Here is a 24,698-nt window from a genome sequence, read left to right as displayed (position 1 = left end):
CCCCTCACCTCTCCAGCAGCCAGCGCACCAGGGTCGCCCCGGGACCGGCCGGGCAGAACACCGCCCGCACCGGCGCACCGATCCGCAGCCGCGCGGGATCCACCGAGTCCAGCGGGGCGTCCGGACCGCTCACCACATTCCCGACCAGCCGGATCTGCGGGGCGTCCGCCAACTCGACCACGACCGCGTTGTAGGGGGCCTGGGCGGCGTACGCGGGCAGCAGTGGTGGATGCGGCAGCACGTAGGACCAGATGCGGCCGCGTCCGCTCATCGGCCGCCACTCGCTCTCGAAGGACCGGCAGTGCGGGCAGCACGGCCGGGGCGGGAAGCGGAGCCGTCCGCACTCCGGGGCGGCGCACGCCTGGACGCGGAGTTCACCGCGGGCCGCGTACTCCCAGAAGGGGGCGCCGTCCTCGTCCACGACGGGCAGCAGCAGAGCATCCATCCCGGTCAACTTCCTCAGCTCCTCAGCAGTACGGCGGATGTGGGAACGCCCTCACCGGCGGTGACCAGGCACGTCCCGGCGTCCGGGACCTGGGCGGTGGAGATGCCGCGCAACTGCTTGACGCCCTCGTTGATCAGGTTGAAGCCGTGCACGTACCCCTCGCTGAGCCCGCCGCCCCCGGTGTTGATGGGCAGTCGCCCGCCGCTTTCCAGCGCCCCGCCCTCGGTGAACGCGGCGCCCTCGCCGCGCCCGCAGAAGCCGTAGCCCTCCAGGGAGAGCGGGATGAGCGGGGTGAACGCGTCGTAGATCTGTGCCACATCGACATCGTCCGGGCCGAAGTCGGCCTGCTTCCACAGTTGCCGGGCGGCCGTCCAGGCCGGGCCGGTGAGCGGGTCGTCGTTCCAGTAGTTGACCATCCCGTGATGCTGGGCGGGCAGCCCCTGGGCGACGGAGTGGATGTACACGGGCTTCTGCCGGCAGTCGCGGGCCCGCTCGGCGGAGACGATGACGCAGGCCAGCGCCCCGTCCGTCTCCAGACAGTTGTCGAAGAGGCAGAGCGGCTCGCTGATCCAGCGCGAGGTCATATACATGTCGCGGGTCAGCGGCCGTTCGTACATCACCGCGTCCGGGTTCTGGTTGGCGCGGTTGCGGCAGGCGAGGGCGACGTTGAAGAGGTGGTCGCGGGTCGCCCCGTACTCGTGCATGTACCGCCGTGCCAGCATCCCGATCTCGTCGGCCGGCCGCAGCAGTCCGTACGGGCGGGTCCACTGGGCGGGGGTGGGCAGCTGCACGGCGGTGTTCTTCCAGGGCCGGGGCCCCGACCCCCGCTTCCGTGACCGCCAGGCGACCCCGACGCCCGCCTGCCCCGTCGCCACGGCGGCGGCGAGATGCGCGATCGTCGCGCAGGAGCCGCCGCCCCCGTACCCCACCTTGCTGAAGAAGGTGACGTCGCCCGCCCCGATGGCCTTGGCGATCTCGACCTCGTCGGTCTCCTCCATCGTGTACGAGGCGAACGCGTCCACCTCCGACGCGTCGATGCCCGCGTCGTCGAGCGCCGCGACGATGGCCCGGCAGGCCAAGGTCTTCTCGGATTCCGGCAGTTGTTTCGCGAAGGCCGTCTGCCCTATGCCGGCTATCGCTGCCGCGTCCTTGAGTGCCGTCACCGCCACCTCCCAGGCCGTCATGACTGCTGACAGCGGCTGAGGCTACAGCTAATCTGACGGATAGTCAGCTACTGCGTCAGGAGGGCGACCGATGCGCGGCGACGAGGAGTGGGGCAGCATCCCGAAGCTGGTACGGACGGCGGCGCGGCGGTACGGGGACCGGGAGGCGGTCGTCGACGGCCGCACCCGGATCTCGTACGCCGAACTCGGCGACCGCGTGGAGCGGGCCGCCGCCGCGTGCATGGCCTCGGGCGTCGAACCGGGGGACCGGGTCGCGGTCTGGGCCCCGAACACCCTGGACTGGATCGTCTCCGCGCTGGGAGCGGTGACGGCCGGTGCGGTCCTCGTCCCCCTCAACACCCGCTTCAAGGGCACCGAGGCGGCGTACATCCTGCAACGCAGCCGGGCGAAACTCCTCTTCGTCACGGGCACCTTCCTCGGCACGTCGTACGTGGCGTCGCTGCGCCGGGCGGAGGCCGAACTCCCCTGCCTGGAAAAGGTGGTGGTGCTGGCGGACGCCGCCCCCGACGACTACGTCGCCTGGAAGGACTTCCTGGCGTCGGGGGAGGGGGTGTCCGGTGCGGCGGTACGCTCCCGCGCCGACGCCATCGCCCCCGCGTCCCCCTCCGACATCATCTACACCTCGGGCACCACGGGCCGGCCCAAGGGCGCCGTCATCACCCACGCCCAGACCCTGCGCTGCTACGCGATCTGGAGCGAACTGGCGGATCTGCGCGAGGGCGACCGCTATCTGATCGTGAACCCGTTCTTCCACACCTTCGGCTACAAGGCGGGCATCATCGCGTGCCTGATGCGGGGCGCGACGATGGTCCCGCAACCGGTCTTCAACGTGGACACGGCCCTGGCCAACATCGCCGCCGAACGCATCTCGGTGCTGCCCGGCCCGCCCACCCTCCACCAGTCCCTCCTCGACCACCCGGCGCGCTCCGCCCACGACCTCTCCGCCCTCCGTCTGGTGGTGACGGGCGCGGCGGTGGTCCCCCTGAAACTGGTGGAACGCCTGCGCGCGGAGCTCGGCATCGCCACGGTCCTCACCGCGTACGGCCTCTCCGAGGCGAGCGGCATCGTCACGATGTGCCGCCGGAGCGACCCGGCCCGGACGATCGCATCGACCTCCGGCCGCGCGATCCCGGACACCGAGATCCGCGTCCTGGCCGAGCCCGGCGAGCCCGGCGAGGTCCTGGTCCGCGGCTTCCACGTGATGCAGGGCTATTTCGAGGACCCGGAGACCACGGCCGCCGCGATCACCCCGGACGGCTGGCTGCACACCGGCGACGTGGGCGTCCTCGACGAGGCGGGCAACCTGCGGATCACCGACCGGATCAAGGACATGTTCATCGTCGGCGGCTTCAACGCGTACCCGGCCGAGATAGAACAGCTCCTGGGCCTGCACCCGGAGGTGGCCGACGTCGCGGTGATCGGCGTCCCCGACCCCCGCCTCGGCGAGGTGGGCAAGGCGTACGCGGTGCGCAGGCCGGGCGCGACGGTGACGGCCGACGACCTGATCGCCTGGTCCAGGCGCGAGATGGCGAACTACAAGGTCCCCAGGGCGGTGGAGTTCGTGACCGAACTGCCGCGCAACGCCAGTGGCAAGGTGGTGAAGGGGGAGTTGCGGGGGCGGGGGTAGCAGGGGAGGGCTCAGGGTGACGGCCGGGACACAGGTCTGCACGGCCACAAGTGCGCCATCGGCGCGGCCCTCGCGGTGATCGCGGGGCGGGCAGCGGGGGCGGGTGCTGGTCCGGGGGCCGTAGCGGTGAACGCGGAGAGGGGCACGAGCCGTGGCTCGTGCCCCTCTGCCGGTGGCGGCTGTACGTCCCCCCGGACGTACAGCGGCCGCGACGGCTCCCCCTCCGCGCCGCCGCGGCCGCCTCCCCGTCGAGTGACGTTCAGGCCTTCTCGGAACCCGCGTGGTTCTCCTGCGTCTTGAGGAGGTCCTTCGGCGTGCTGCCGGCGTGGTTCTCCAGGGTCGTGATGTCCTCGGTCACGCTGCCTGCGTGGTTCTCCAGCGGCTTGACGGCGCTGTCACCGCTGCTCGGGCTGCCGGCGTGGTTCTCCTGAGTGGTGGCGCCACCGGTCTTCGGCTTCAGTGCGTCGCTCATGCCTGTCAACTCCCAGAGATCTTGCTTGCTCGGTCGGCGATGCCCGTCCGGCGACTCCCCCGTGGGCCGTCGGACGGGCATGTCAGGGCCGTTCACCCTAGCGGTGTGGTCCCCCGTGCAACCCGCCTGCCCCCCGACGCGACGGATCGATGGGCTTAAGAATGACGAGTGGCGATAAACGTTCGATGAACGCCGACGGCTCTCTGCCGGTTCCGGTGCCTCAGGCGGCACTGACCGGGTTGAGGAGTGCCCGGACCTTGTCCGCCTCCACGGCTCCGAACTGCTCGTGGATGGCCAGTGCTTCGGTCCAGCATGCATGTGCCCGATCGATCTGGCCGAGGCGTTCGAGGGCGTGTCCCAGGGTGATCAGAACGTTGCCCCGCATCCATTCGCCTCCGATGACGCGCAGAGCCAGTGCCTGCTCCGCGTGCTGAGCCGCCTGCGCGGGGCGCTCGTCGGCCAGGTGTGCCTCCGCCATGCGGAAGTGGGTCGAGCCTTCCCAGAGCCGTTGACGGTTGCCCTGGAACACGCGCAGCGCCTCGTCCAGCTCCTTCAGGGCCTCGGTCGGCCTTCCGGCCTGAGTCAGCGCGATGCCCAGCGCGAAGCGACCGTTGGCCGTGCGGAGACTGAGTCCCACCCCGTCGAAGATGGCTGTGCCCTGCTGGGCGAGCTCGACCGCGCTGGCCGTGCGGTTCATGTTCACGTGGATGCGCGAGAGATTGCACAGTGCGGATGCCTCGCCGACCAGGTTTCCGTCCGCGCGGTAGTTGTCTATGGCCGCCTGCAGGAACTTCTCGCCCTCTTCGTGCCTCCCCTGGTAGAACGCGATGATGCCGCGATCGTTGGGTGCCCAGCACGCGGGGATCGGGTCCTTGGTGCTCTCGGCCAGATCCATTGCGTGCCGTGCCTCCTCGTCGGCCAGCGTGAAGCGGCCGGAGACGAGGTAGACGGTGGACAGCGAGGCACGGGCCCGCGCCTCGGAGTGAGGGTCGGCGGCGGCCCTCGCCGCGTCGCGCAGGGCCGCACCGGTGGTTTCGTACTGGCGGGAGTTCGCACCCGACTCGGCGAGGTCCTTTGCCGCGCAGAGCAGGTCGACGGCACGCTGCAGCATTCCGCTCGACGCACTCTGATGGGCGCAGGCAAGCAGCGAATCGGCCTCGCTGTACAGCCAGTCCACGGCCTCCGGCCCGTCGGTGAATTCGAGCCCCGGGTGCTCGGTGGCCACCAGGTGGTCGACGGCACGGTCCCCCGGCCGCTCCAGCGCGTACACCCCCGCCGCCGTGGCCAGATAGAAGTCCAGCAGCCGCGACAGCGCCGACTCCCGCTCCTCCGGGGACTCCTCGTCCCGTTCGGCGCAGGAACGCGCGTAGAGGCGCACGAGGTCGTGATAGCGGTAGCGGCCGGGGGCGGCCGATTCCAGGAGGCTGGTGTCGACCAGGGCCTCCAGGAGGTCCTCCGTCGCGTGGGCCTCCAGGTTGAGCAGGGCCGCCGCCGCGGCGAGGGAGATGTCGGGGCCGTCGGCCAGGCCGAGGAGGCGGAAGGCGCGGGCCTGGGCGGGTTCCAGCTGGCCGTAGCCGAGTTCGAAGGTGGCCTTCACCGCGAGGTCGCCGGCCTGGAGTTCGTCCAGCCGGCGGCGTTCGTCGGCGAGCTTGGCGGCCAGGACGGAGACCGTCCAGGTGCGGCGGGCGGCCAGGCGGGAGGCGGCGATGCGGATGGCCAGGGGGAGGAAGCCGCAGGCGGCGACCACGTCCAGGGCGGCCTCGCGCTCGGAGTTGATGCGTTCCTCGCCCGCGATGCGGGTGAAGAGCTGGAGCGCCTCCTCGGGGGACATCACGTCCAGGTCGACCAGATGGGAACCGGCCAGGTCGACCATCCGGACGCGGCTGGTGATCAGCGCCGCGCAGCCCGCGGTGCCGGGCAGGAGCGGGCGGACCTGCGCCGCGTCGTGGGCGTTGTCGAGGAGGACCAGGATGCGGCGGCCGTCGAGCGTGGAGCGGTACAGGGCGGCGCGTTCGTCCAGGGAGTCGGGGATCGCCGAGTCCGCGGTGCCCAGGGCGCGCAGGAACGCGCCGAGGACCGTCTCCGGTTCGGCGGCCCGTGCGCCCGCGCCCTGGAGGTCCACGTACAGCTGGCCGTCCGGGAAGTGCTGGCGTGCCTGGTGGGCGACGTGCACGGCGAGAGTGGTCTTGCCGACGCCGCCGATGCCGGCCAGCGCCGAGACGGCCATCACCGAACCCTCGGCGGTCGCCAGCCGGTCGCCCAGTTCGCGTACGAAGGAGGCACGGCCGGTGAAGTCCGGGACGGTGGCCGGGAGCTGGGCGGGGCGCACCGGCGCGGGGGCCGGGGCCGGTTCGTCCGCGGGGTGGGCGAGTTCCTCGTCGGCCCGCAGGATGCGCTGCTGGAGCTGGGCGAGCTCGGGGCGCGGGTCGACGCCCAGTTCGTCGGCGAGCAGCCGGCGGGTGTCGGCGTAGACGGCCAGCGCCTCGGCCTGGCGGCCGCTGCGGTACAGGGCGACCATCAGGAGTTCGCGCAGCCGTTCCCGCAGGGGGTGCGCGGCCGTGAGCGCGGTCAGTTCGGAGACCGCCTCCGCGTGGCAGCCGACCTCCAGATCCAGGTCCAGGCGGGACTCGGTGAGCTGGAGCCGCCATTCCTCCAGGCGGGTGCGCTGGTTCTCGGCGTACGGTCCGGGCACGGAGGCCAGGGCCTCGCCGTCCCACAGCCCGAGTGCCTTGTCGAGCAGGGTCCGGGCCTGGTAGCGGTCGCCGGAGGCGCGGGCCTTCTCCGCGTCGGCCGCCAGTTCCTGGGCCACCGTCACGTCCAGGGCGTCGTGGCCGGCCCGGATCGCGTATCCACCGGCGTCGCTGACCAGCGTCTGCGGGTCGAGGACCTTGCGGAGCCGGGAGGCGTACGTACGTATGGTGGCGAGCGCCTGCGAGGGCGGTTCGTCGCCCCAGATGGCGTCGATGAGTTCGGCGGCGGTGGCCGTGCGGCCGCCGCGCAGGAGCAGCGCCGCCAGCAGGGCCCGCTGCTGCGGCGAGCCGGAGGACAGCGCTTCGCCGTCCCGCCATGCCCGTACCGGACCGAGTACGGAAAAGCGCAGATCGACGCCGCCCGCCGACCGCTGTCGCGGAGCACGCTGCTCCGGAACACGCACGTGCGGTCCGTTGTCACGGTCCATTGCTGCCCCCTGCCCTGCTCGCCCCGCCGGTGCTGCCCATCGTGCCGATGCCGCCTGTTGATGCCGTCCGCCTGGATTGCCCGCCCATGTGCCGGTACGGGGCGGGTGGATCCGGATTGCTCGGTACCGCTGGTATCGCGCTCAACAGTCTGCCTTGTCTTGGGTGGGCACGTCAGCAGTGGGTGACTCTCTGCACAAGCCCTCGACAACGATTACGGAACGGGGTCCGGTCCAGATAGCTGACGGTTCGTCAGATCGGCGCTACCGTGGAGAACATGGAGACCTTCCCGAAGATCATCTCGGTGGACGACCACACGGTGGAGCCCGCTCATGTCTGGCGGGACCGGCTCCCGTCCAAGTACCTCGACCGCGGCCCGCGGATCGTCCGCGCACCGCTCAAGGAAATGACCTTCATGGGCGGAAAGTTCGCGCCCGTGATGGGTGCGAAGGGCGACGACGGGCCGATCGGCGACTGGTGGGTGTACGAGGACCTGCACCGCCCGCTCACCCGGCTCGACACCGCGGTCGGTTACGACCGGGACGAGATCAAGCTGGAGATCATCACGTACGAGCAGATGCGTCCGGGTTCGTTCTCGGTCCCCGACCGGCTCGCCGACATGGACGTCAACCACGTCCAGTCCGCCCTCTGCTTCCCCACCTTCCCGCGCTTCTGCGGACAGACCTTCACCGAAGCGAAGGACCGCGAACTGGGGCTGCTCGGAGTGCGCGCGTACAACGACTGGATGGTCGAGGAGTGGTGCGGGCCCGAGGCGCGGGGCCGGCTCATACCGCTCACCCTGATCCCGCTCTGGGACGCACAGCTGGCCGCGGACGAGGTCCGGCGGAACGCGGCGCGCGGCGTGCGCGCGGTGGCGTTCTCCGAGATACCCCCGCACCTCGGGCTGCCGTCGATTCACACGGACGAGTGGGATCCGTTCCTGCGGGCCTGCGACGAGACCGGGACGGTGATCGCGATGCACATCGGCTCGTCCTCGAGGATGCCGTCCACCTCGGCCGACGCCCCGCCCGCCGTCGGGTCCACCATCACCTTCGCCAACTGCTGCTTCTCGATGGTCGACTGGCTGATGAGTGGCAAGTTCGAACGGTTCCCGAACCTCCGGATCATGTACGCGGAGGGCCAGATCGGCTGGATCCCGTACATCCTCGAACGCGCCGACGTGGTCTGGGAGGAGAACCGGGCCTGGGGCGGCGTCGCCGACAAGGTCCACCGCCCGCCGTCGGAGCTGTTCGCCGAGCACATCTACGGCTGCTTCTTCGACGACGCCTTCGGGCTGAAGAACCTGGACTCGATCGGCGTCGGGAACGTCCTGTACGAGACGGACTACCCGCACTCCGACTCCACCTGGCCCAAGTCGCGCGAGGTCGGCGAGGCGCAGATGGGGCATCTGGACGCCGATGTGGTGGACCGGATCGTGCGCCGCAACGCGATCGATCTGCTGGGGCTGACGGACGACGGGCTGTGGGCGGGGCCCGGAGGAGGACGGTAGGGAGAAAAGAACGTGACACTCCAGGCGTCGAGTGTCACGTTCTTTTCCCACCATGTGTCTCCGGAGCGGGTCAGGCCTTGGTGACCGGCTCCTGGAGCTCCGTCACCCACTTGTCCCGGTCCTCGGGGCACTCCAGGCTGATCTCACGGGTGTATCCCGCCGACCGGTAGCCGTTGGCGTCGATCCAGCGGGCCAGGGTCTGGGCGGTCGGCAGCACGCCGTCCATCGAACCCCGGTGGACGATGGTCGCGGCCTCGAACGGGGGCAGCTCGACCACCGTGATCCCGGTCTCGCCCAGCGGGCCCACCGGGGCGGACACCGTGACCCCCGCGTGGACGACGACCGCGCCGCCGCCCTCCGGGGCGTCCTCGTAATACGCGATCCCGGGACCGCTCGGACTGACGCCCGCCTCGCCCAGCAACGGGAACAGCCGGTCGTACAGCGGCCCGATCACCGGAGTGATGTCCTCCGGCTCGTAGCCGGCCGCGGTGCCGGCCAGCTCGGCGACCCGTACAGCGGCGACGTTCTTGACGACGACATCGTCCACGGACATGCGTCCCTCGCTCTCGATCGACCGGAGCCTCGCCTCGACCTGCGCCAGTCGCGCGGCCGCCGCCCTCATGGCCTCCTCCAGCTCCGCCCGGCGCAGCCGCAGCATCCCGCGCAGCTCCTCCGGCCCCACCTGCTCGTCGAGGATGGCCTGCACCTGCTGGAGCGTGAAGCCGAGATCCTTGAGGGCGATGACGCGGTTGAGACGGGCGAGCTGGGCGGCACCGTAGAAGCGGTAGCCGGTGGCGGGGTCGGTGCGGTCGGGGTGCAGCAGCCCGATGGCGTCGTAGTGACGCAGCATCCGGGCCGACACCCGTCCGTACCGGGCGAAGTCTCCGATGGTGAACATGATGTCTCCCAGCGCACCGCTTCACACGGTGTCAAGGTCAAGCGTCGCGGCCCTGCGGCCGGGCATCGGAAGAAAAGGCGGGCGTCGGAAGACGAGAAGGAACGGAAAAGGCAGGAGCCCCGTTCCCCGCCGAGGCGGAGGAGCGGGGCTCCTTGGGTACTACTAGCCGGCCGCGATCGGCCGACCCGGGCAACTAGGCCGGGGTGACGTTCTCAGCCTGCGGACCCTTGGGTCCCTGAGTGACGTCGAAGTTCACGACCTGGTTCTCCTCGAGGGAGCGGAACCCGGACGCGTTGATCGCGGAGTAGTGGACGAAGACATCCGGGCCGCCGCCGTCCTGGGCGATGAAGCCGAAGCCCTTTTCAGCGTTGAACCACTTGACGGTTCCGGTAGCCATAAGCCCTCCTTGGGCCAAAGGGTTGCCCTGCTCCAGAACCTGCAAAGAAGTCTGAAAACTACAAAAGCCTGCGGGTTACATGCTCCGCAGGCTCTGTACTGCAAGGGAAACCAAACTGCAACTTGCGTCGAGCCTAGCACGCAGCGTGTATCGAACGGTAGAGGGAAAGATCACTTCACTCGGATGTTTGATTGCCGTGCCGATGAGCTGACGAAGTGGCCGTACCGGAGGGTGTCGTTGCGGCGACTTCGAGGGGTACGGAGGACGCCTTCGGGGTGCCCCGGAAGCGGTCCCGGGGGACCCCGGGACGACATCCGCGTATCCGCACGGTGGGATGCGCACTCCCGGGGAATGAGACCGGGTGCGCCCCGCGCCCCCGGTGCCGTCCGGATCGCGCCACGGGTCTAGCCTCGCGATGTGGACAATTCAAGCGTCTCAACCGTCGCAGGCGACGACCGTCGCATCCGGCCGCGCGTCGGCCACATCCAGTTCCTGAACTGCCTCCCCCTGTACTGGGGACTGGCACGCACCGGGACCCTGCTCGACCTGGAGCTCTCGAAGGACACCCCGGAGAAGCTCAGCGAGCAGCTGATCGGAGGCGATCTGGACATCGGCCCCGTCACGCTGGTGGAGTACCTGCGCAACGCCGACGACCTGGTCGCCTTCCCCGACATCGCGGTGGGCTGCGACGGGCCCGTCATGTCGTGCGTGATCGTGTCGCAGGTGCCGCTGGACCAGCTGGACCGGGCCCGGGTGGCCCTCGGCTCGACCTCGCGCACCTCCGTCCGCCTGGCCCAGCTGCTGCTCGCCGAGCGCTACGGGGTCAGCCCGGACTACTACACCTGCCCGCCGGACCTCGGCCTGATGATGCAGGAGGCGGACGCCGCCGTGCTGATCGGCGACGCCGCGCTGCGCGCCAACCTGCACGACGCGCCCCGGCTCGGCCTCCAGGTCCACGATCTGGGCCGGATGTGGAAGGAGTGGACCGGGCTGCCGTTCGTCTTCGCGGTCTGGGCGGCCCGCAAGGACTATCTGGCGAGTCGGCCCGACCAGGTGAACAAGGTGCACGAGGCGTTCCTGGCCTCGCGGGACCTCTCCCTGGAGGAAGTCACCAAGGTCGCGGAACAGGCGGCGCGCTGGGAGGCCTTCGACTCGGAGGTGCTGGAGCGGTACTTCACGACCCTGGACTTCCGCTTCGGCCCGGACCAGCTGGCGGGCGTGCAGGAGTTCGCGCGCCGGGTCGGTCCGACGACCGGCTTCCCGGCGGACGTGAAGGTCGAGCTGCTCGGCGGCTGACCAGGCGGCGGGGCGGGGATGGGGCCCTCTGCGTGTGCCGGCTGATCCGCGTGATCGAGCCGTCCCCCATGCCCCGCACATAGCTCTTGGCGTTGGACCCGCCGCCCTGGGTGACCTGGAGGCGGGTCTTCATCGAGCCCTTGGTGCGGTTCTCGGGACTTGAAGGTAGGGAAACTCGCCCGGACGAAATGCGGCACGTCCTCGGTCAGCCAGGTGTCCATTTCTAGTTGCCCCGGAATACCACCTCCGTTCTAATAGTACTTGTCGTCCGGGTTGGGAGCGGGCGTCACAATGAACAGAAGACTTTTCCCTCCTTCGACCACGTGCTGATGCTCGACCGGGGTTTGAGGTCTGTGCCCATCCAGTAATTCGTCGATAACCGATTCCGTCAGGCAGTGCGACGAGGACCGGAAAGCTGCGGTTCGCGTATTTCGGGTCGAAATACCGCCTCGGGGCAGCCGATGGCCAGAGCGGTCGCGGGGTCGAGGGCGAGGGCCGCGGCGAGGATCCTGGGCAGGCGTTTCATGGCGGGCTCCGGGTGCTTATGGGCGCGGCGGGTGATGACGGAAGAGAGGAGGGCCTGGTGGGTGATCGGATGGCTCCGTACGGTTCCGCGTCGTCGTAATGCGGCCCACGGAGGGCTCAGCGGTCGGGGCCATGCGCTCACGATGGTGATCCGCTGCGGGGCCCCGGACTCGGGCACGTGCCGGATGCTGCACATCACGGAACGTATGGACTTCACGCGCAGCCGACCATTGGCTGCGCGGAAGTCACCGCGACGATGACATGCACCTGGCGTCCGACGGCGATTCGACTCGAGCCGCAGGAGGCTTCGGCGGGGAAGCCCGCAGGGACGCCCAGCAGACAGCAGAGGGACGTCAGGGCATGGGGCCGGTGGGGTGTGTCATGGCGGGTTCCGAAGCGGACGGTCGCCTTACTCTTCCGACCATCTGTTTTCTTACCAAGCGTTGCGTGTGATGCGGTAGCGTCCCCTGGAACAGCTGAAGTTGTTTGCGTATGCGACACGGGGAGGTCTCAAGTGGCTGGTGGACCCGGCGGCATCGACCGCGGTGCAAGTCTCACAGAGCTCAAGAGCCTGTACGAAGCGTTTCAGAAGAAGGAGGGTGAGGTCCGCGACCTGATCACTCTGCTGGACAGCAAGTCCAAAGACAGTCACGGTTACTGGAAGGGTCCGGGCGCCGACCGGTTCCGTGACGACTGGACTGGATTCAAGCCGCACCTTGACAAGCTCGCCAACTCCCTCGGCGACGCGCACAAGTCCGCGAAGAGCAGCCACGACCGGATCGACGAGGCCACCAGGTAGTAGGCGGCCCGGACGAGTTGATGCCGGGGTGGCCCGACGGGGCCACCCCGGCATTTCTCTGCCGCCGATGGGGGCTGGAGTACTAGGCGTCGAGCAGTGCCTGGACCGGCATCGCCTGGCCATTGCGGATGAGCAGGCCGCGTCCCGTGGGGCCGCTGCCTGGGCTGGGCAGCCGCATGTTGAACAGCTCGCCGTCCGACGCACTCTGGGGCGAGAGGATCAGGCCCTGGCGCGACCGCCGGACCTCCACACCGAACCCCCGGTACTGCGAACCGAGCGTGTCCGTGGCGCCGGCGGCGATGATGCCGATCCCGCCGTCCCGCCCGCTCTGCGCGACCTCTTCGAGGGCCGTGTCGAGCTCGGAGTCGTAGAGCATCTCGGCATCGTCGACCACGACCGCGTACGTGCCGTTCGTGCGGCTGGTCAGCTCGGCGAGATCCTTCGCCGAGCTCTCCGAGTCGAGTACGCCGAGGACACCCGGCTCGGTCTCCAGCGTACGGAGCGGTGAGCGCCGGGGAGTCACGAGGATCAGGGGCACCTGCTGGTCCAGCAGGGTGCGCGCCGCCAGGAGCAGGGTGGTGGAACGGCCCGACTTGGGGGGACCCGCGACGAGGAAGCCGGGTCCGGACTCCTCCAAGTCGATGCCGATCGGCTCCAGTTCGTCGCCGCCCACGCAGAAGAGCGCCCAGAGCGGTGACGGGGGAGTGAACGCGGGGTCGAGCGCCCTGGCTTCCGCGGCGGTGAACCGCATGGGCAGTTCGTCCACCTGGAGCGGCCGCAGGCCGCGAGGCGGAACGCCGTGAACCCGCAGCGCCTCCTGTCCGATGTCCCGCAGGGCCGCGACCTGGGCCTGTCCGGCCGGGTCGGGGGTCAGGAGCGCGATCTGGCTCTCCTGGACCCCGTGGTCGGTCATGCGCAGCGCCCGGCCGGACGGCATGCTCTTGGGCGTCTCCCGGGTGGACAGGCCTGCCAGCGTGTAGTCGCTGCTGTCGGTCATCCGCAGGATGAGCTTGTCGCCGAACGACGGGGAGACCTGGCCGCTGAACCCGCTCCGGTCCGCGGTCATGACGACCTTCACCCCCACGGCCGCGCCCTCCCGGAAGATCTTGATGATCATCTCGATGAGGCGGCCGTAGTCGATGCTCTCCAGCGCCGAGGTGTACCCCTCCCAGCCGTCCAGGAGGAGCACCATCCAGGGCAGCCGGTCCGCGGGGGCCGCCCCCGCCCGCTGCTCTGCGGCGCTCGAAAGCCCTTGCATGGCGAGGAGTTGCTGGCGGCGGGAGATCTCGTCGGTCAGCCGGCCGAGCAGCCGCCGCACCCGGTCGGGCTGGTCACGGGTGACCACGGCCCCGCAGTGCGGCAGCCTCGTCAGTGGCAGCAGCGCATTGGCTCCGCAGTCGATGCCGTAGAGGTGCACGTCCCTCGGCGAGGTGGTGGCGACCAGTGAACCGGCGAGGGTGCGCAATGCGGTGGAGCGGCCCGACCGTGCCCCGCCGATCAGCATCATGTGCTCGCCGTGGACGAGGTCCAGCGTCAGCGGAGCGCGGTCCTGCTCCGCGGGAAGGTCCGTGAGTCCCATCCGGATCGGGGCGACCTCGTCGCCGGGTTCCGGCGCGGTACTGGCCACCGGCAGGTCACCGACCGACAACAGCTCGGGCAGCGGCGGAAGCCAGGGGCTCGGCTGAGGGCCGAATCCCATCAGTTCCGCACCGTCGCGTACCGCGTCGACCAGCAGGCTGAGGTCGGTGACCATCGTCCCGTCGTTCTCGCCCTCGGCTGCGCGGGGCGCCGGGCGGCCGAAGGTCCTCCAGTCCACGGGGGCCGCGACGGCCTTGGGCCGGTCCGTGCCGATGCTCGGACGCCGGCCGCCGATACGGGCCGACTGGACGGCCACGAGGGACTGCGCGCCGGAACGGACGTATGCCCGGCCCGGCGTGGACTTCGCGATGGCCCCGGCGTCGGGCGCCTCGATGACGTCCGTGGACTCGGTGCTGTCCGTCACCCGGAGTGCGATGCGCAGGTTGGTGTTGGCCCGGATGTCCTGGCTGACGACACCCGCCGGACGCTGGGTCGCCAGAATGAGGTGCACTCCGAGGGAGCGCCCTCGCCTGGCGATGTCCACGAGGCCCGCGATGAAGTCGGGCAGCTCGGCGACGAGCGAGGCGAACTCGTCGATGATCAGGACGAGTCGGGCCATCGGCTCCAGTTCGGGGCGGAGCCTTCGGGTGTCGCCGTAGTCCTCGATGTCCTTGGTGCCCGTCTCGAAGAGAATCTCCTCGCGCCGCTTGAGCTCGGCGGCCAGGGAGGCGAGCGCTCGTTCGGTCAGGTGCGCGTCGAGGTCGCTCACCATGCCGACGGTGTGCGGAAGCCGGGCGCAGTCCATGAACGCGCTGCCGCCCTTGTAGTCGATCAGGACGAAGTTCAGCGCATCGGGCCGGTTGGCGACGGCCAGCGACGCGATGATCGTCTGGAGCAGCTCGGACTTACCGGCTCCGGTCGTACCCGCCACCAGGGCGTGCGGGCCGTCGCGCCTGATGTCGAGCATGAAGGCGCCGTCTGCCGCGATGCCGATCGGCACCTCGGTCGTCGACCCGCCCCGCTTCCAGACCCCGGCGACATCCGCACCCGCCGGGTCGGGCATCCCGAGCAGCGACAGCAGGCGCGCCGCGGTGGGCAGCGCCGCGTTGGCGTCGTCCTGGCTCACATCCCGTACGGGTGCCAGCGACCGGGCGACGAGTTCGCACCAGGCCGTCGACACCTGATCCGCCAGTACGTTGCCCAGGGCCTCCAGCCCTCCGCCGCTGATGTCGACATGGTGCGGGGCGTCGGGCCGCCCGCTGACGGCGGCCTTGCACTCCTCGGGCAGCAGGCGCTCGTCCTCCTCGATGCAGAGGGCGAACATGCCGAAAAGAGGCCCCTCCTTGAGGAGTTGCGGCATTCCGGGGATGCGTCGCAGCAGACGCGCCCCGTCCAGAACGATCAGCGTGTAGGGATCCGGGCTCAGCCGCCCGGCCGAGCCGAACCCCTGGGATGCCGCCTTCCTGCGCTCCAGTTCGGCGAGCAGCTCCTGGACCCGGCGTCCCATGGCCTCGGGGTCGGAGCCGACCAGCGAAAGACAGTTCTGTCCCGCCTGGGGGGTGGTGTGGGGCAGCCAGTGGACCCAGGTCCAGACGTTCTGGGCATCCGGCGACGAAGAGAGCACGACGAGCGCGAGATCCCGGGGGCTGTGCAGGATCGCGGCCTGCGCGACCAGCCAGTTCGCGACACCGAGGGCGGAGCCGCGGTCCCCCGCGACACCGACGACGCCCAGCTCGGCGAGCGGCAGCACGGCGGGGACGTCCGCGAGGACCGGCGGTTGCACCGACTCGTCGAGAGCACCGCCGTTGGCCGAGCGCAGCTCGACGTCCGAGGGGAGAGCGGCGAGCCCGGCCCGGAGCTGCAGCACGTCGGGATCCACGATCCGGCGTTCCCAGAGCCGGCGACGCGGGCCGGTGGCCCACAGGAGCAACTCGGCCGGATCCGGATGGGCTTCCCGGCGCTCGCGCTGCTCCTCCTTGCCGAGCTCGGTCAGCTTGGTCGCGTACTCGGCACTGTCCGTTTTGTATTGCTTGACCGCCCGCTTGTGCCGCTTGCGTTCGTGGCGGGCCTCGCCGGCCCAGTAGCCGATCATCATGAGCGGGCTCATGGCGCAGAAGAGCAGCGTGTAGAGCTGCTTGGTCATGAAGTACATGCCCACGCCGAAGAAGGCCGGGATCATCGAGGCGAGCAGCTGGAGGCGTGGCCCCTCGCCCTTCACGGGTTCGACGGGGACGACGAGGCGGGGGTGCCGGCGCAGTGGCGACAGCCGAGGAGGCCGGTTGTAGGCGTAGCCGCCGTCCTCCGTGGCGGCCAGGTGGGCATCCGGCTCCTGCGGCTCGCGCAGCCCGATGACGGAGTCACCGACGCGGACGACCGCGCCCACGGGCCAGTCGCAGTCCTCGGTGACCACCTGGTCCCCGAGGGTGGGGGAGACGCCTTCCCGGGGATGGAGCGTGACAGCCCCGTCCAGGCCGACCGAGAGTTCGAGAGCGAGCGCGGGAAGCGAGCGGTCGGCGAGGGAAAGGGTGCACGCCGAACCGGAACCGACGGTCGATCTGCCGACCTGGACGCGGGCCACATGCCCGGAACCGGGGCCGCCGCTGACATGGAGTTCGTACCGCCCGGTGGGCTCCCCGGCCCGCATGAACGGACCGATGGCGTCGTCCGTGGTGACGCGGACACCGTCGCGGAGCACGGACCGTGCGGGCAGATCCGGTGCGCACCGATGGCCGTCGACCCAGAGCGCGGGCGGAATCCCGGCGTCGCGGGGCCCCGGTATCCGGTTGCTCCACTCGGACCGGAGGGGAACGACGGCCTGGGGTGGCGCCTGCCCGTACCCCGCACCGGACGCATGCCCGCCGCCACCGGCCAGGCAGACCGCCACGTCCGCGGCGGTCGCCTCCTCCTCCAGGGTGACCAGGAGGTCCTGGGGGGCAACTCCCTCCCGCACGACCGTCACCAGGACTCGCATGGACTACTTCCTCCCGGCCCGCTGTCGGACCACCACTTCATGGATGCGCGTTCACTTCAGGCTGCACGTTCACGGACGACGTGCGTTCATGGCTGCATGTGCTCGGGCGCAGGCCCGTGGCTGCGCACTCGGGGCTGCATGCCCACGGACGCGCGTCCACGGACGCGCGTCCACCACGGACACATGTCCACGGACACCAGCTCACGGACACACGTCCACGGACACCGCTCACGGACACGCGTTCACGGATGACGCATGGACTTCCACGCGGCTCAACGACCGCTGACGGTTCAGGACGTCTTCTGCTTCTGCCGGGCGTCCTTGACCGACTGGTCGCACGTACGGGCCTCTTCGCGCAGCGCCTCCGCCACGGTGTCGCACTTGGTCCGCCAGGACTTCAACTCCCCGCGCGTGCGCTCGGCGTGGGGGCCCTTCCAGGTCTTCATGGTGGCGGTGGCGTAGGTGTGCGGGGCGTCGACAATGCTCGCAATGTGGTCGGCGAGGCTGCGGAGCTGGCCTGCGCGCCTGGTGAGCTCTTGGAGTTCCGGGTCTGCCATTTCCTCAGTCTCCCCGTTTGGTTAGGTTTCGTCCGCACTGGTCGATTCAGTCCATCGGTTCGTGTCTCCGAGGAGTAATCGCCTTGTTAATAACCTCAAGTGTTGCCGCATAGGTTGTCAGGTCCATCGTATCGACCTCCTCGAAGATGATGGCCAGCGCCAGATCGATGGCGTCGCTCTCCCCGGTCGCGGTCCCCCAGCTGCTGAGTCCCTTTCCGGACGGGTTCTTCTTGCGTTCAATGGAGACTTCCACTCCGGGGCGGCGGAGGATGGATCCCTTGTTGACGCCCGTTACGGCGTAGTCGTACGTGCGGTCCAGCCAGGACAGCCTCAGTACGCGGTCTTTCTTTCGGAAAGCGCGACTTTTGAAGGACAGCTCGACGGGTGTGCTGCCGAGGAGGAGGTGTGGATTCTTCAGCGTGGGGCGATGCACGCCGAGTGACGTGTACGTGGCGTCAGGCATATTCGCACCGTGAAGGCGAAGCTCGATCGGGTTCGCGGTGGAGGTTGACCATTTCTTGCGCGCGTAACCAAGACTCACTTCACCGTAAGGCTCCACGAGCCCTTTACGGCCGGACTCTTGCTTTGTAGTGAATGGTTTTAGTTCGAACTTGATTTCACTCATTCCTTCATCCGTTCTTCACCTTGAGTCAGAACCAGTTCATGGGGTTTGCGTGTTTGGCGACACTCTTTGCGCCGCTCGCGATCCCGGAGCCGACCTTCGAGGCCTTGTCTCCGACCCAGTCCTTGGCCTTTCCTGCTCCGTCCTTGATGTCATCCCAGTGCTCTACGACCTTCGCGCCGACGTACACCCCGCCGAATACGACTGTCGCCCCGATCGTGAAGGGGTTCGGGGCAACCATCGCAGCCGTCAGCGAGGCATTGAAGCCGACCTCGGCCACGTCGGCCACATATCCGGCTCCCTTCTCCTTGAAGGCATCGACGGGGTTTCCCTGGGACACGACGTTGGCGACACTCACGCCGGTCGCGAGGGCGGAGCTTGCTATGCCGGCGCCACGCAGGAATCCAGCGGTCTTCCCTGCCGCGCCGAGCCCCTTGAGGAACGGGGAGGCGGTCTTGCCGGCGGCGATGATCGAGGGCCGGGCGTTGGAGAGCTTCTGGAAGTAGGACGCGCTGCGCCAGACCTTGAACAGGTTCGCGTTGGCAGCCCGCTGGACGAGTGCGCCGGAGTGAGTGACTCCGCCGTACAGCGAGGCTGCGGCATCCGACCCGACAATGAAGTTGATGCCCCTGCTCACGAAGGGGGAGTTCAGGACGGGGAGACCGCGCGCCGCATCCCAGGCGGTGCCGAACAGGCTCGCCTCGTGTGTTGCGGTGAACGGGATCCGGCTGAGGGCCCGGTAGAGCGCGCTGCGGCTGCTGACCTGACCCGCCAGCTGGCCGGGAAGCCAGCTCCCGGGGGAAGAGAGGGAGCGAAGAATTCCCGGAGCAAGGCCTTGCAGTCTGCTGCCGAGCCGCCCGGAATCCACGATGCCCCGCAGCCAGCCGCTGTGCCAGGAGTTCCTGAGGAGCACGTTCGCCATACCGAACCCCGAAGTAAGGGTGAGGCCACCGATCTTCAATCCGGTGGCGACGTCCGATATGTCGTTCAGGACCTCTTCGATCTCCTTCTCGCTGTACTTGTTGAGGCCGGGCACCTTCGCCAGGTAGTGGGCCTCGATGCGCGCCAGCCAGTCGCTGTACGTCTCCCGGTGGCCCCGTTCGAGCAGCGTCTCCTCCCTGACCTTGGTCGCACGGGTGCGCATGTCCGGGCCGGTGTCGGTGACCCAGGTGCGCATCGGCTTGATCTGGGAAAGCCGGTCGGAGACCCCGAGCGTGGAGGCCCGGCTCAGGGCTTCGGTGAGCTTGTCTCCCATTCCGCCCTTGCCGTCTATGAGCTTGGCAAGCTGATCCAGATCGTCTGCGTTGACGTTTCGCACGGTGGTCCCCCAGTGATGTCCTACGGTTACGCGTTGCCTGAGGCGAGTTCTTCCTTGTCGGGGAGCAGGTCGGCGATCTTGTCCCAAAGATCCCGGGAACTGGTCCGGACGACCTGAAGCGTGGTGTCGGGGCCGATCTGCCCGTCCTGGATGGGCTCCTGGGGTTGCACGCGTTCCCAGTTGCCGTGGCGCCCGCAGTCCCACACCGCGATGCTCCGCACCGAGTCCGATCCCGGCTTGCCGCCCCAGGTAGTGGTGATGCGCCAGGTGGAGTTGAGGGACATGGTCAGCTCGGCCAGGGCGGACAGCTCGGGCTCAGCCAGGTCGCTCGCACCGGAAACGGCGGCGATGACAGCCGTCCTGGTGGCGTCCATGTCGTCCGACGCCTGTTCCAGAGCAGTGAACGCCGCGTCCAGCGCGCCCATCGTTGCCTTGATCTCGGGGACGCCGAGCAGCTCGGACTCTTCGATGTCGACGCTCTGCAGCTTGACCTTGCGAGCGAGCTCCCACACCAGAGTGCTGGGCTGGATGGGAACGTATTCGGACTCCTCGTCCCCGGGCCAGCCGTCGTGGGAGAACACGGTGTCCTGCCCCACCACGACACCGTGGTTCAGCGGTCCGTGCTGACCGGTCACCTCGGCCTGGATCAGGACCAGAGGATTGGCAAGAGCGGTCAGGAGGTCGCGGAGCAGCGGCGAGAGTTCGCCCTCCGGGCCGACGAGACCGATTTGCTGCAGTTCGCCCAGGGAGTGGAAGAGCTCGGCCGGAGGCGTCTCCTTGTCCAGGAGGTGAGCCAGCACGGCAATGTGACGGTCGGCCAGCCGGAAGCGGCCTCGGGAGCTGTCAAAGGAAGGCATGCCGCTCATCCTCTCCTATCGGTTTTCGGGTGTTCCGCTGGTGGTGGCGTTGGCCAGTGCGGTGAGGAAGGCCATCCGGCTGTGCGTGGCAATGGAGAGTCTTTCGCCCTGCCGTGTACGGATTTCGACGCTGTCCATCCCCATGGGAACGCCCCAGCCGCCGCCCACGAGGCGGGGTGCGCCACGGTCGGCTGCCCGGAGCCCCGGGACGGGGGCGTCGACGTTGGCCAGAGACGCGGCGTATCGCTGAGCGTGGCTCATGGGCTGCTGCTGGATTTCATGGAGGACGGAGGCCGGGTCCACATTCGTCAGAGCCATCCGCTCCCGGCCGACGCGGAGGATGTTCTGCGCCGGGTCGATCTGGATGCGGTTGTAGATGGCCTTCGAGATCGGTACGGAGAGGCAGGGCACGAGGATGAGGAGGAAGACCGCAGAGACGATGAGCCAGGGCCCGGTGTCCTCAGGGATCGAGTCGAACCCCATGTAGGCGACACCGGCGAGATAGATGCCGATGCAGATGGCGGACCAGGTTTTGGGGAGCTTTTCGGTGTACATGTGGGAGCTTTCAGTGGTTGATGTATGGGATTTGAGGGCTCTGCTGAGATCGTGGGCGCCCTCGCTCTCGGGTCATGCGTGTCATGGCGCCTGCCCCTCGTCCCGCTGGCGCCCGAACAGTACGTTCCTCGGGATAGCAAAGAGCGCGCCCGTAATGCTCAGGGCGGATCTGTCCACCTCTTCCAGGACCAGTGCGATGGCCAGATCTGTGGTGTCCACGTCTCCTTCAGCCTTGCCCATCCGAAATCCGCCAACGTGGGAAACGAACCGCCCGCGGTCCAACGTGACAGTGGACCCTTCCCGGTGCAGCCGGGCCTCTCTGGTTTCCCCCGCCGAGGTATAGAGGTAGTGACGTTCGCGGTGAACCAGCTCCAGCCAGCGCGATCCCTTTCGGATCCCGGTGACCTTCGAATCCATGCCGACGAGACTGCCGTCCACCTTCAGCCAGCCACCGTCCAGAGAGGGCATTACTCCAACGCCTCCACTGAAGAGAGTGTCCGGGAATTGTGAACCCTCAAGGACCACCTGTCGAGTCGATTCCTCTCCTGGCTTGCTGATTTTGGAGCACACGTTGACACTGCCGAAGGGTCCTACCGTGCCACGGTATCCGCTGGCCCATTCGTCGGTCAGCGGCTCCATTTCAAATTCGAAGTCGCCCATGCCGGTGCCTTCTTTCCACGTGTCAAAGAATTACCGAGAGTCTGGAACTCGTACGTCAGAACCAGTTCATCGGGTTTGCCTTTATTGCGAGATCCTTCGCTCTGGAAGAAATGTTCGACCCGATCTCCGAAGTCTTGTTGCCCACCCAATCCCTGGCCTTCGCTGCGCCGTCCTGGATGTCGTCCCAGTGTTCGACGACTTTGGCGCCGGCCCAGACCGCTCCGGTAACGGCGACTGCCCCGATCGTGAAGGGGTTGGGGGCTACTGTCGCGGCGGTCAGGGATGCGTTGAAGCCGACTTCGGCGACATCTGCGACGTACTTGGCGCCGGACTCTCTGCTTCCGAAGTGGCTCGCCGGGTTGCCTTGGGCCCAGACGTTGGCCGGACCCCATCAGGAAGTTGATCGCCTTGTTTCCCGTGATGCTGAACAGCAGGGGCGAGTCCATCACGCCGCTGCGCCGCACCCAGTCCAGGCCCATTCCGATCCGACCGCCGATGTAGGTGCTGGCCAGCGGGAAACGGTTGATGTCCTGGTAGGCGGAACTGCCCGAGGCCAGCGCGCCAAGCTTGCTGGGAAGCCAAGATCCAGGTGCGGCGAGTGAACGAATTGGTGGCTCCCACCGACGGAGATCTCGCCCCCACATGGCGACTCTGCTCGGGGCCCAGGAATAGCGTCTAGAAATATCGATCATTTTTCTGGCAGTCCACATCTTGGCCCCGTTTGCCCACCCGCCCTGGGCGATCGAGTTGCCGACCAGGATCCTGGCGAGATTCCCGCCGTGGAAGCTTGCCGACCCGCTGTGCGCGATGAACCCCGTCACGTTCCCGTACGTTCCGAGGTACTTCTCGATATCCTTTTCGTACGGCTTGAGTGCGGGGGTCGAGGCGAACGCGTGGGCCCGTAGCCGGTCGACCCACTCGTCCAGGGATTCCCTCGACTTACGGCGGAAAGCGTCCGCATCCGAGTTATCGCTGCTGGCCAAGGCGTTGGCCAGCAGTAGAACGTCCGGCGCTTTGTAGATGAGACCGGCCTTCAGAAGGTCCTTGGCGTCAAATCCCGCCCACTTGGCACTGGCTTCGGAGTCGTCCTTGTCCAGTCGGGCGATGGCGGCGCGCTTGCGGAGATCCGGTGCCGTGTCGGTCACCCAGGACCGCAACGGCTTGAGGCTGGTCACCGTGCTGTCCACGCCGAGGTTCGAAGCTCTGCTGAACGCCTCGTTGAGCTTGTCCTGGATGCCTCCCTTGCCATCGAACAGCTTGGCGAGCTGATCCAGGTCATCCGGATTTACATTCCGCACCCTGCCGGTTTCCTTCGGTCTCGGAGATCAGCGCTGCCTCGCGCGGCGGCGAGGCAGCGCAGGGGCGATTCCGCACGTGCGAAGCCATTCAGCGGTTGATGGCTTGGATTTCCTGGACGGTGATGTTCTGGGTGGTGCCGAACGTGCCGGTGGGGAGGGTGCCGCCCGCGTCGCCGGAGCCGGTCCATTCGACGTTCCAGGTGAGGGTCGCCTGGAGTCGGTACGAGCCGCTTCCTGAAGACCGCAGGTAAGTGACTCCGCACGACGGGGTCTTGTCGGCGTCACCCTTGGTGTACGGGGTGCCGATGTGGCCGTTCTGGAAGGTGCACTCACCGCTGCCGGGGTAAAGCGTCGCGTCCTTCGTACCGGGCTGGATGCGGAGGGAGACCGGCGTCGCTGTGACGGTTGACTGGAGGTTGACACCGCCGGCGTTGAGAGAAGCCGTGACGGAGACCGGCTTGAAGGTCGCGTTGTCGAGCCAGGCCCAGGTCGGGAGGTTGACCTTGGTGTTGTCGGCCGGGGCCAGGCTCACCTTGGTCTCCGGGACATCGACCTGGTTGTAGGCGAGTTGGGCGAGAACATCGGGCGTGACGCTGTTCTTGACCTGGGGGGTGTCACCGGTCTTGACCCAGAAGGGCAGCTCGCTGCAGGTCCACGCGCCGGGCTCGTCCCAGCGATCCTCGTCCTGGACGGAGACCCAGAAGGCGCCTTCGTCGGCCTTGTCCAGGTTGTAGTCCTTGTATTTGCCGTCCTTGTATATGTCCCGGTACTGGCTGACGGCTGTCTTGGCGTAGTTGGGCATGCCGGGTGCGTTCACCGTCGACGTGAACATTCCCTCCATGTACTTCTTGAACTCCGCCGCTGTCCGCGGTTCGTACCAGCAGGCGGGCGGGGTCCAGTTCCCGGTGGGGGCGAGGCCTCCGGAAGACTTACCGGATGTGCCCTTCGTGGCCCCGGAGTAGCTGATCAGCGAGGTGAGGGTGTGCCCGTCCCGCTTGGCGGATGTCTTGACATTGCCCTGAGAGCCGTCGCCGCGGGATTTGTCCGCGACCGCAGTTCCGGGTACGAATGCGAGGGCGGCTGCCGTTGTGCCCACCAGCAGCCACTTTCCGAGAGTGTTCACGGGGTGCATGCCTCGTGTCCCCTCTTCGAGGTCAGCTTGGCGGTCTGCCAGATTCCCTGATCGTCCTTGTCCAGCCTGGTGCTGTAGTAGACGTACGAATCCTTCGAGGCAGGGGACTTGTCGACCTTGCCCGACTTGCGGTCCTTGTTGTACGCCTTGCTCTCGTCCGAGCAATAGACAACACCTGCGGACGTCTTGCTGAGCATTTCGATCTTAGGCTTGAAGTATCGAGTCGTTCCGGTGATGGACAGGCCGTCGTTCTTGTAGCCCTGAATCCAATCAGCTGCGCCGATCAACCCGTCTCCCTGGTAATAGAAGGGGAGGGCTGGAGCGTTGGAATCGCCCTTCGCAATAGCGGCATCGGTCGCGTTGATGCGCTGACTGACGTCTGACAGGACCGCATCCTTCGTGGGATCGCCTGTCTTCCAGCTTTCGAAGACGTTCTGCACATCCTTGGGGAGGGTGATCTGTGGACGGTTCGCCCCACCCGTCGGGATGGCCGTTGGCGTTCCAGTTTTCGTCTCGCCCTTGTCGACGCCCGTGATCTTGTCGCTGGCCTCGGGCTTGTCGTCGCTGCCGCACGCAGTCAGGAGCAGGACGGCTGCTGCGGTCAGTGCGGTAGCAATGGGCAACGTGCGGCGGTTCACTGGCGACTCCCGTGGGTCAACTGATGTCAGAAGCAACATGACGCTATCCGGGCCGCCCTTGGTTTCGCCATCGTGAACTCGGCGATCCTTCCGGCATGCATGGATCTGCCCGATAGGCGCGTCATCGGGAGGTGGGTTGTGCGGCGAACTCCGACCTGGCGGATGCGCCGCCGCGCACCGGTC

At 68.2% G+C, this 24,698-nt stretch carries 20 protein-coding genes; 4 read left to right on the top strand and 16 right to left on the bottom strand.

What is annotated here, in order from left to right; translation table 11 throughout:
* Positions 1-4: 4 nt before the first annotated feature.
* Positions 5-445, bottom strand: coding sequence for a Zn-ribbon domain-containing OB-fold protein (locus OG520_RS16930; RefSeq protein ID WP_385325390.1), 441 nt, complete (start codon positions 443-445; stop codon positions 5-7).
* 14 nt (positions 446-459) lie between these two features.
* Positions 460-1,608, bottom strand: coding sequence for a lipid-transfer protein (locus OG520_RS16925; protein ID WP_266425508.1), 1,149 nt, complete (start codon positions 1,606-1,608; stop codon positions 460-462).
* A 91-nt stretch (positions 1,609-1,699) separates the two neighbouring features.
* Here OG520_RS16925 and OG520_RS16920 point away from each other — a divergent pair, with 91 nt between their 5' ends.
* Complete coding sequence (locus OG520_RS16920) at positions 1,700-3,256, top strand: FadD3 family acyl-CoA ligase (protein WP_406013700.1); 1,557 nt, start codon at positions 1,700-1,702, stop codon at positions 3,254-3,256.
* Between the two features lie 259 nt (positions 3,257-3,515).
* Here the strand turns inward: OG520_RS16920 and OG520_RS16915 are convergent, their stop codons facing one another.
* Both OG520_RS16915 and OG520_RS16910 read right to left on the bottom strand, forming a co-directional pair.
* Positions 3,516-3,728, bottom strand: a complete 213-nt coding sequence (locus OG520_RS16915; RefSeq protein WP_266415699.1) for a hypothetical protein — start codon at positions 3,726-3,728, stop codon at positions 3,516-3,518.
* Between the two features lie 220 nt (positions 3,729-3,948).
* Entirely contained in the window at positions 3,949-6,906 is a 2,958-nt protein-coding gene (locus tag OG520_RS16910) for a BTAD domain-containing putative transcriptional regulator (protein WP_399326999.1), read from the bottom strand.
* Between the two features lie 275 nt (positions 6,907-7,181).
* Between OG520_RS16910 and OG520_RS16905 the strand changes: the two genes are divergently transcribed.
* Complete coding sequence (locus tag OG520_RS16905) at positions 7,182-8,414, top strand: amidohydrolase family protein (protein WP_406013699.1); 1,233 nt, start codon at positions 7,182-7,184, stop codon at positions 8,412-8,414.
* Positions 8,415-8,484: 70 nt separating this feature from the next.
* Here the strand turns inward: OG520_RS16905 and OG520_RS16900 are convergent, their stop codons facing one another.
* Positions 8,485-9,312, bottom strand: a complete 828-nt coding sequence (locus tag OG520_RS16900) for a MerR family transcriptional regulator (protein ID WP_399327003.1) — start codon at positions 9,310-9,312, stop codon at positions 8,485-8,487.
* A gap of 193 nt (positions 9,313-9,505) precedes the next feature.
* On the bottom strand, positions 9,506-9,709 hold the full coding sequence (locus OG520_RS16895; RefSeq protein ID WP_003967102.1) for a cold-shock protein: 204 nt from the start codon (positions 9,707-9,709) through the stop codon (positions 9,506-9,508).
* A 417-nt stretch (positions 9,710-10,126) separates the two neighbouring features.
* On the opposite strand from OG520_RS16895, the gene OG520_RS16890 reads away from it, so the two are divergent.
* Positions 10,127-11,005 carry a menaquinone biosynthetic enzyme MqnA/MqnD family protein gene (locus OG520_RS16890; protein WP_266415691.1) on the top strand — a complete coding sequence of 293 codons (879 nt, stop codon included), beginning with the start codon at positions 10,127-10,129 and terminating at the stop codon, positions 11,003-11,005.
* A 1,039-nt stretch (positions 11,006-12,044) separates the two neighbouring features.
* Positions 12,045-12,329, top strand: coding sequence for a WXG100 family type VII secretion target (locus OG520_RS16885; protein ID WP_266747845.1), 285 nt, complete (start codon positions 12,045-12,047; stop codon positions 12,327-12,329).
* A gap of 82 nt (positions 12,330-12,411) precedes the next feature.
* Here OG520_RS16885 and OG520_RS16880 read toward each other — a convergent pair whose 3' ends face one another.
* The 10 genes from OG520_RS16880 to OG520_RS16835 form a co-directional block, all read right to left on the bottom strand.
* Positions 12,412-16,878, bottom strand: coding sequence for an FtsK/SpoIIIE domain-containing protein (locus tag OG520_RS16880; RefSeq protein ID WP_406013698.1), 4,467 nt, complete (start codon positions 16,876-16,878; stop codon positions 12,412-12,414).
* Between the two features lie 290 nt (positions 16,879-17,168).
* Positions 17,169-17,435: a WXG100 family type VII secretion target gene (locus OG520_RS16875; protein WP_406013697.1), complete on the bottom strand. Its 267-nt coding sequence runs from the start codon at positions 17,433-17,435 to the stop codon at positions 17,169-17,171.
* 46 nt (positions 17,436-17,481) lie between these two features.
* Complete coding sequence (locus OG520_RS16870) at positions 17,482-18,060, bottom strand: hypothetical protein (RefSeq protein ID WP_406013696.1); 579 nt, start codon at positions 18,058-18,060, stop codon at positions 17,482-17,484.
* Between the two features lie 25 nt (positions 18,061-18,085).
* Positions 18,086-19,375 carry a PE-PGRS family protein gene (locus OG520_RS16865; protein WP_406013695.1) on the bottom strand — a complete coding sequence of 430 codons (1,290 nt, stop codon included), beginning with the start codon at positions 19,373-19,375 and terminating at the stop codon, positions 18,086-18,088.
* Between the two features lie 26 nt (positions 19,376-19,401).
* On the bottom strand, positions 19,402-20,232 hold the full coding sequence (locus tag OG520_RS16860) for a hypothetical protein (RefSeq protein ID WP_406013694.1): 831 nt from the start codon (positions 20,230-20,232) through the stop codon (positions 19,402-19,404).
* A 15-nt stretch (positions 20,233-20,247) separates the two neighbouring features.
* Positions 20,248-20,787, bottom strand: a complete 540-nt coding sequence (locus OG520_RS16855; RefSeq protein WP_406013693.1) for a hypothetical protein — start codon at positions 20,785-20,787, stop codon at positions 20,248-20,250.
* A gap of 81 nt (positions 20,788-20,868) precedes the next feature.
* On the bottom strand, positions 20,869-21,447 hold the full coding sequence (locus OG520_RS16850; RefSeq protein WP_406013692.1) for a hypothetical protein: 579 nt from the start codon (positions 21,445-21,447) through the stop codon (positions 20,869-20,871).
* Positions 21,414-22,745 carry a hypothetical protein gene (locus OG520_RS16845; protein ID WP_406013691.1) on the bottom strand — a complete coding sequence of 444 codons (1,332 nt, stop codon included), beginning with the start codon at positions 22,743-22,745 and terminating at the stop codon, positions 21,414-21,416. Before OG520_RS16845 ends, OG520_RS16850 begins: the two co-directional genes overlap by 34 nt.
* Before the next feature lie 88 nt (positions 22,746-22,833).
* Positions 22,834-23,877: a hypothetical protein gene (locus tag OG520_RS16840; protein ID WP_406013690.1), complete on the bottom strand. Its 1,044-nt coding sequence runs from the start codon at positions 23,875-23,877 to the stop codon at positions 22,834-22,836.
* Positions 23,865-24,515, bottom strand: a complete 651-nt coding sequence (locus tag OG520_RS16835) for a hypothetical protein (protein WP_406013689.1) — start codon at positions 24,513-24,515, stop codon at positions 23,865-23,867. Before OG520_RS16835 ends, OG520_RS16840 begins: the two co-directional genes overlap by 13 nt.
* Between the last annotated feature and the right edge of the window lie 183 nt (positions 24,516-24,698).

This window comes from Streptomyces sp. NBC_00984, assembly GCF_045162475.1.
Lineage (GTDB): Bacteria > Actinomycetota > Actinomycetes > Streptomycetales > Streptomycetaceae > Streptomyces.
This window is presented reverse-complemented; position numbering and strand designations above follow the sequence as displayed.

Coding starts and splice junctions, on each gene's coding strand:
- OG520_RS16930 (WP_385325390.1), bottom strand. CDS start 445: ATGGATGCTCTGCTGCTGCCCGTCGTGGACGAGGACGGCGCCCCCTTC.
- OG520_RS16895 (WP_003967102.1), bottom strand. CDS start 9,709: ATGGCTACCGGAACCGTCAAGTGGTTCAACGCTGAAAAGGGCTTCGGC.
- OG520_RS16880 (WP_406013698.1), bottom strand. CDS start 16,878: ATGCGAGTCCTGGTGACGGTCGTGCGGGAGGGAGTTGCCCCCCAGGAC.
- OG520_RS16840 (WP_406013690.1), bottom strand. CDS start 23,877: ATGCACCCCGTGAACACTCTCGGAAAGTGGCTGCTGGTGGGCACAACG.
- OG520_RS16915 (WP_266415699.1), bottom strand. CDS start 3,728: ATGAGCGACGCACTGAAGCCGAAGACCGGTGGCGCCACCACTCAGGAG.
- OG520_RS16850 (WP_406013692.1), bottom strand. CDS start 21,447: ATGGGCGACTTCGAATTTGAAATGGAGCCGCTGACCGACGAATGGGCC.
- OG520_RS16855 (WP_406013693.1), bottom strand. CDS start 20,787: ATGTACACCGAAAAGCTCCCCAAAACCTGGTCCGCCATCTGCATCGGC.
- OG520_RS16875 (WP_406013697.1), bottom strand. CDS start 17,435: ATGGCAGACCCGGAACTCCAAGAGCTCACCAGGCGCGCAGGCCAGCTC.
- OG520_RS16905 (WP_406013699.1), top strand. CDS start 7,182: ATGGAGACCTTCCCGAAGATCATCTCGGTGGACGACCACACGGTGGAG.
- OG520_RS16900 (WP_399327003.1), bottom strand. CDS start 9,312: ATGTTCACCATCGGAGACTTCGCCCGGTACGGACGGGTGTCGGCCCGG.
- OG520_RS16860 (WP_406013694.1), bottom strand. CDS start 20,232: ATGCCTTCCTTTGACAGCTCCCGAGGCCGCTTCCGGCTGGCCGACCGT.
- OG520_RS16870 (WP_406013696.1), bottom strand. CDS start 18,060: ATGAGTGAAATCAAGTTCGAACTAAAACCATTCACTACAAAGCAAGAG.
- OG520_RS16910 (WP_399326999.1), bottom strand. CDS start 6,906: ATGGACCGTGACAACGGACCGCACGTGCGTGTTCCGGAGCAGCGTGCT.
- OG520_RS16920 (WP_406013700.1), top strand. CDS start 1,700: ATGCGCGGCGACGAGGAGTGGGGCAGCATCCCGAAGCTGGTACGGACG.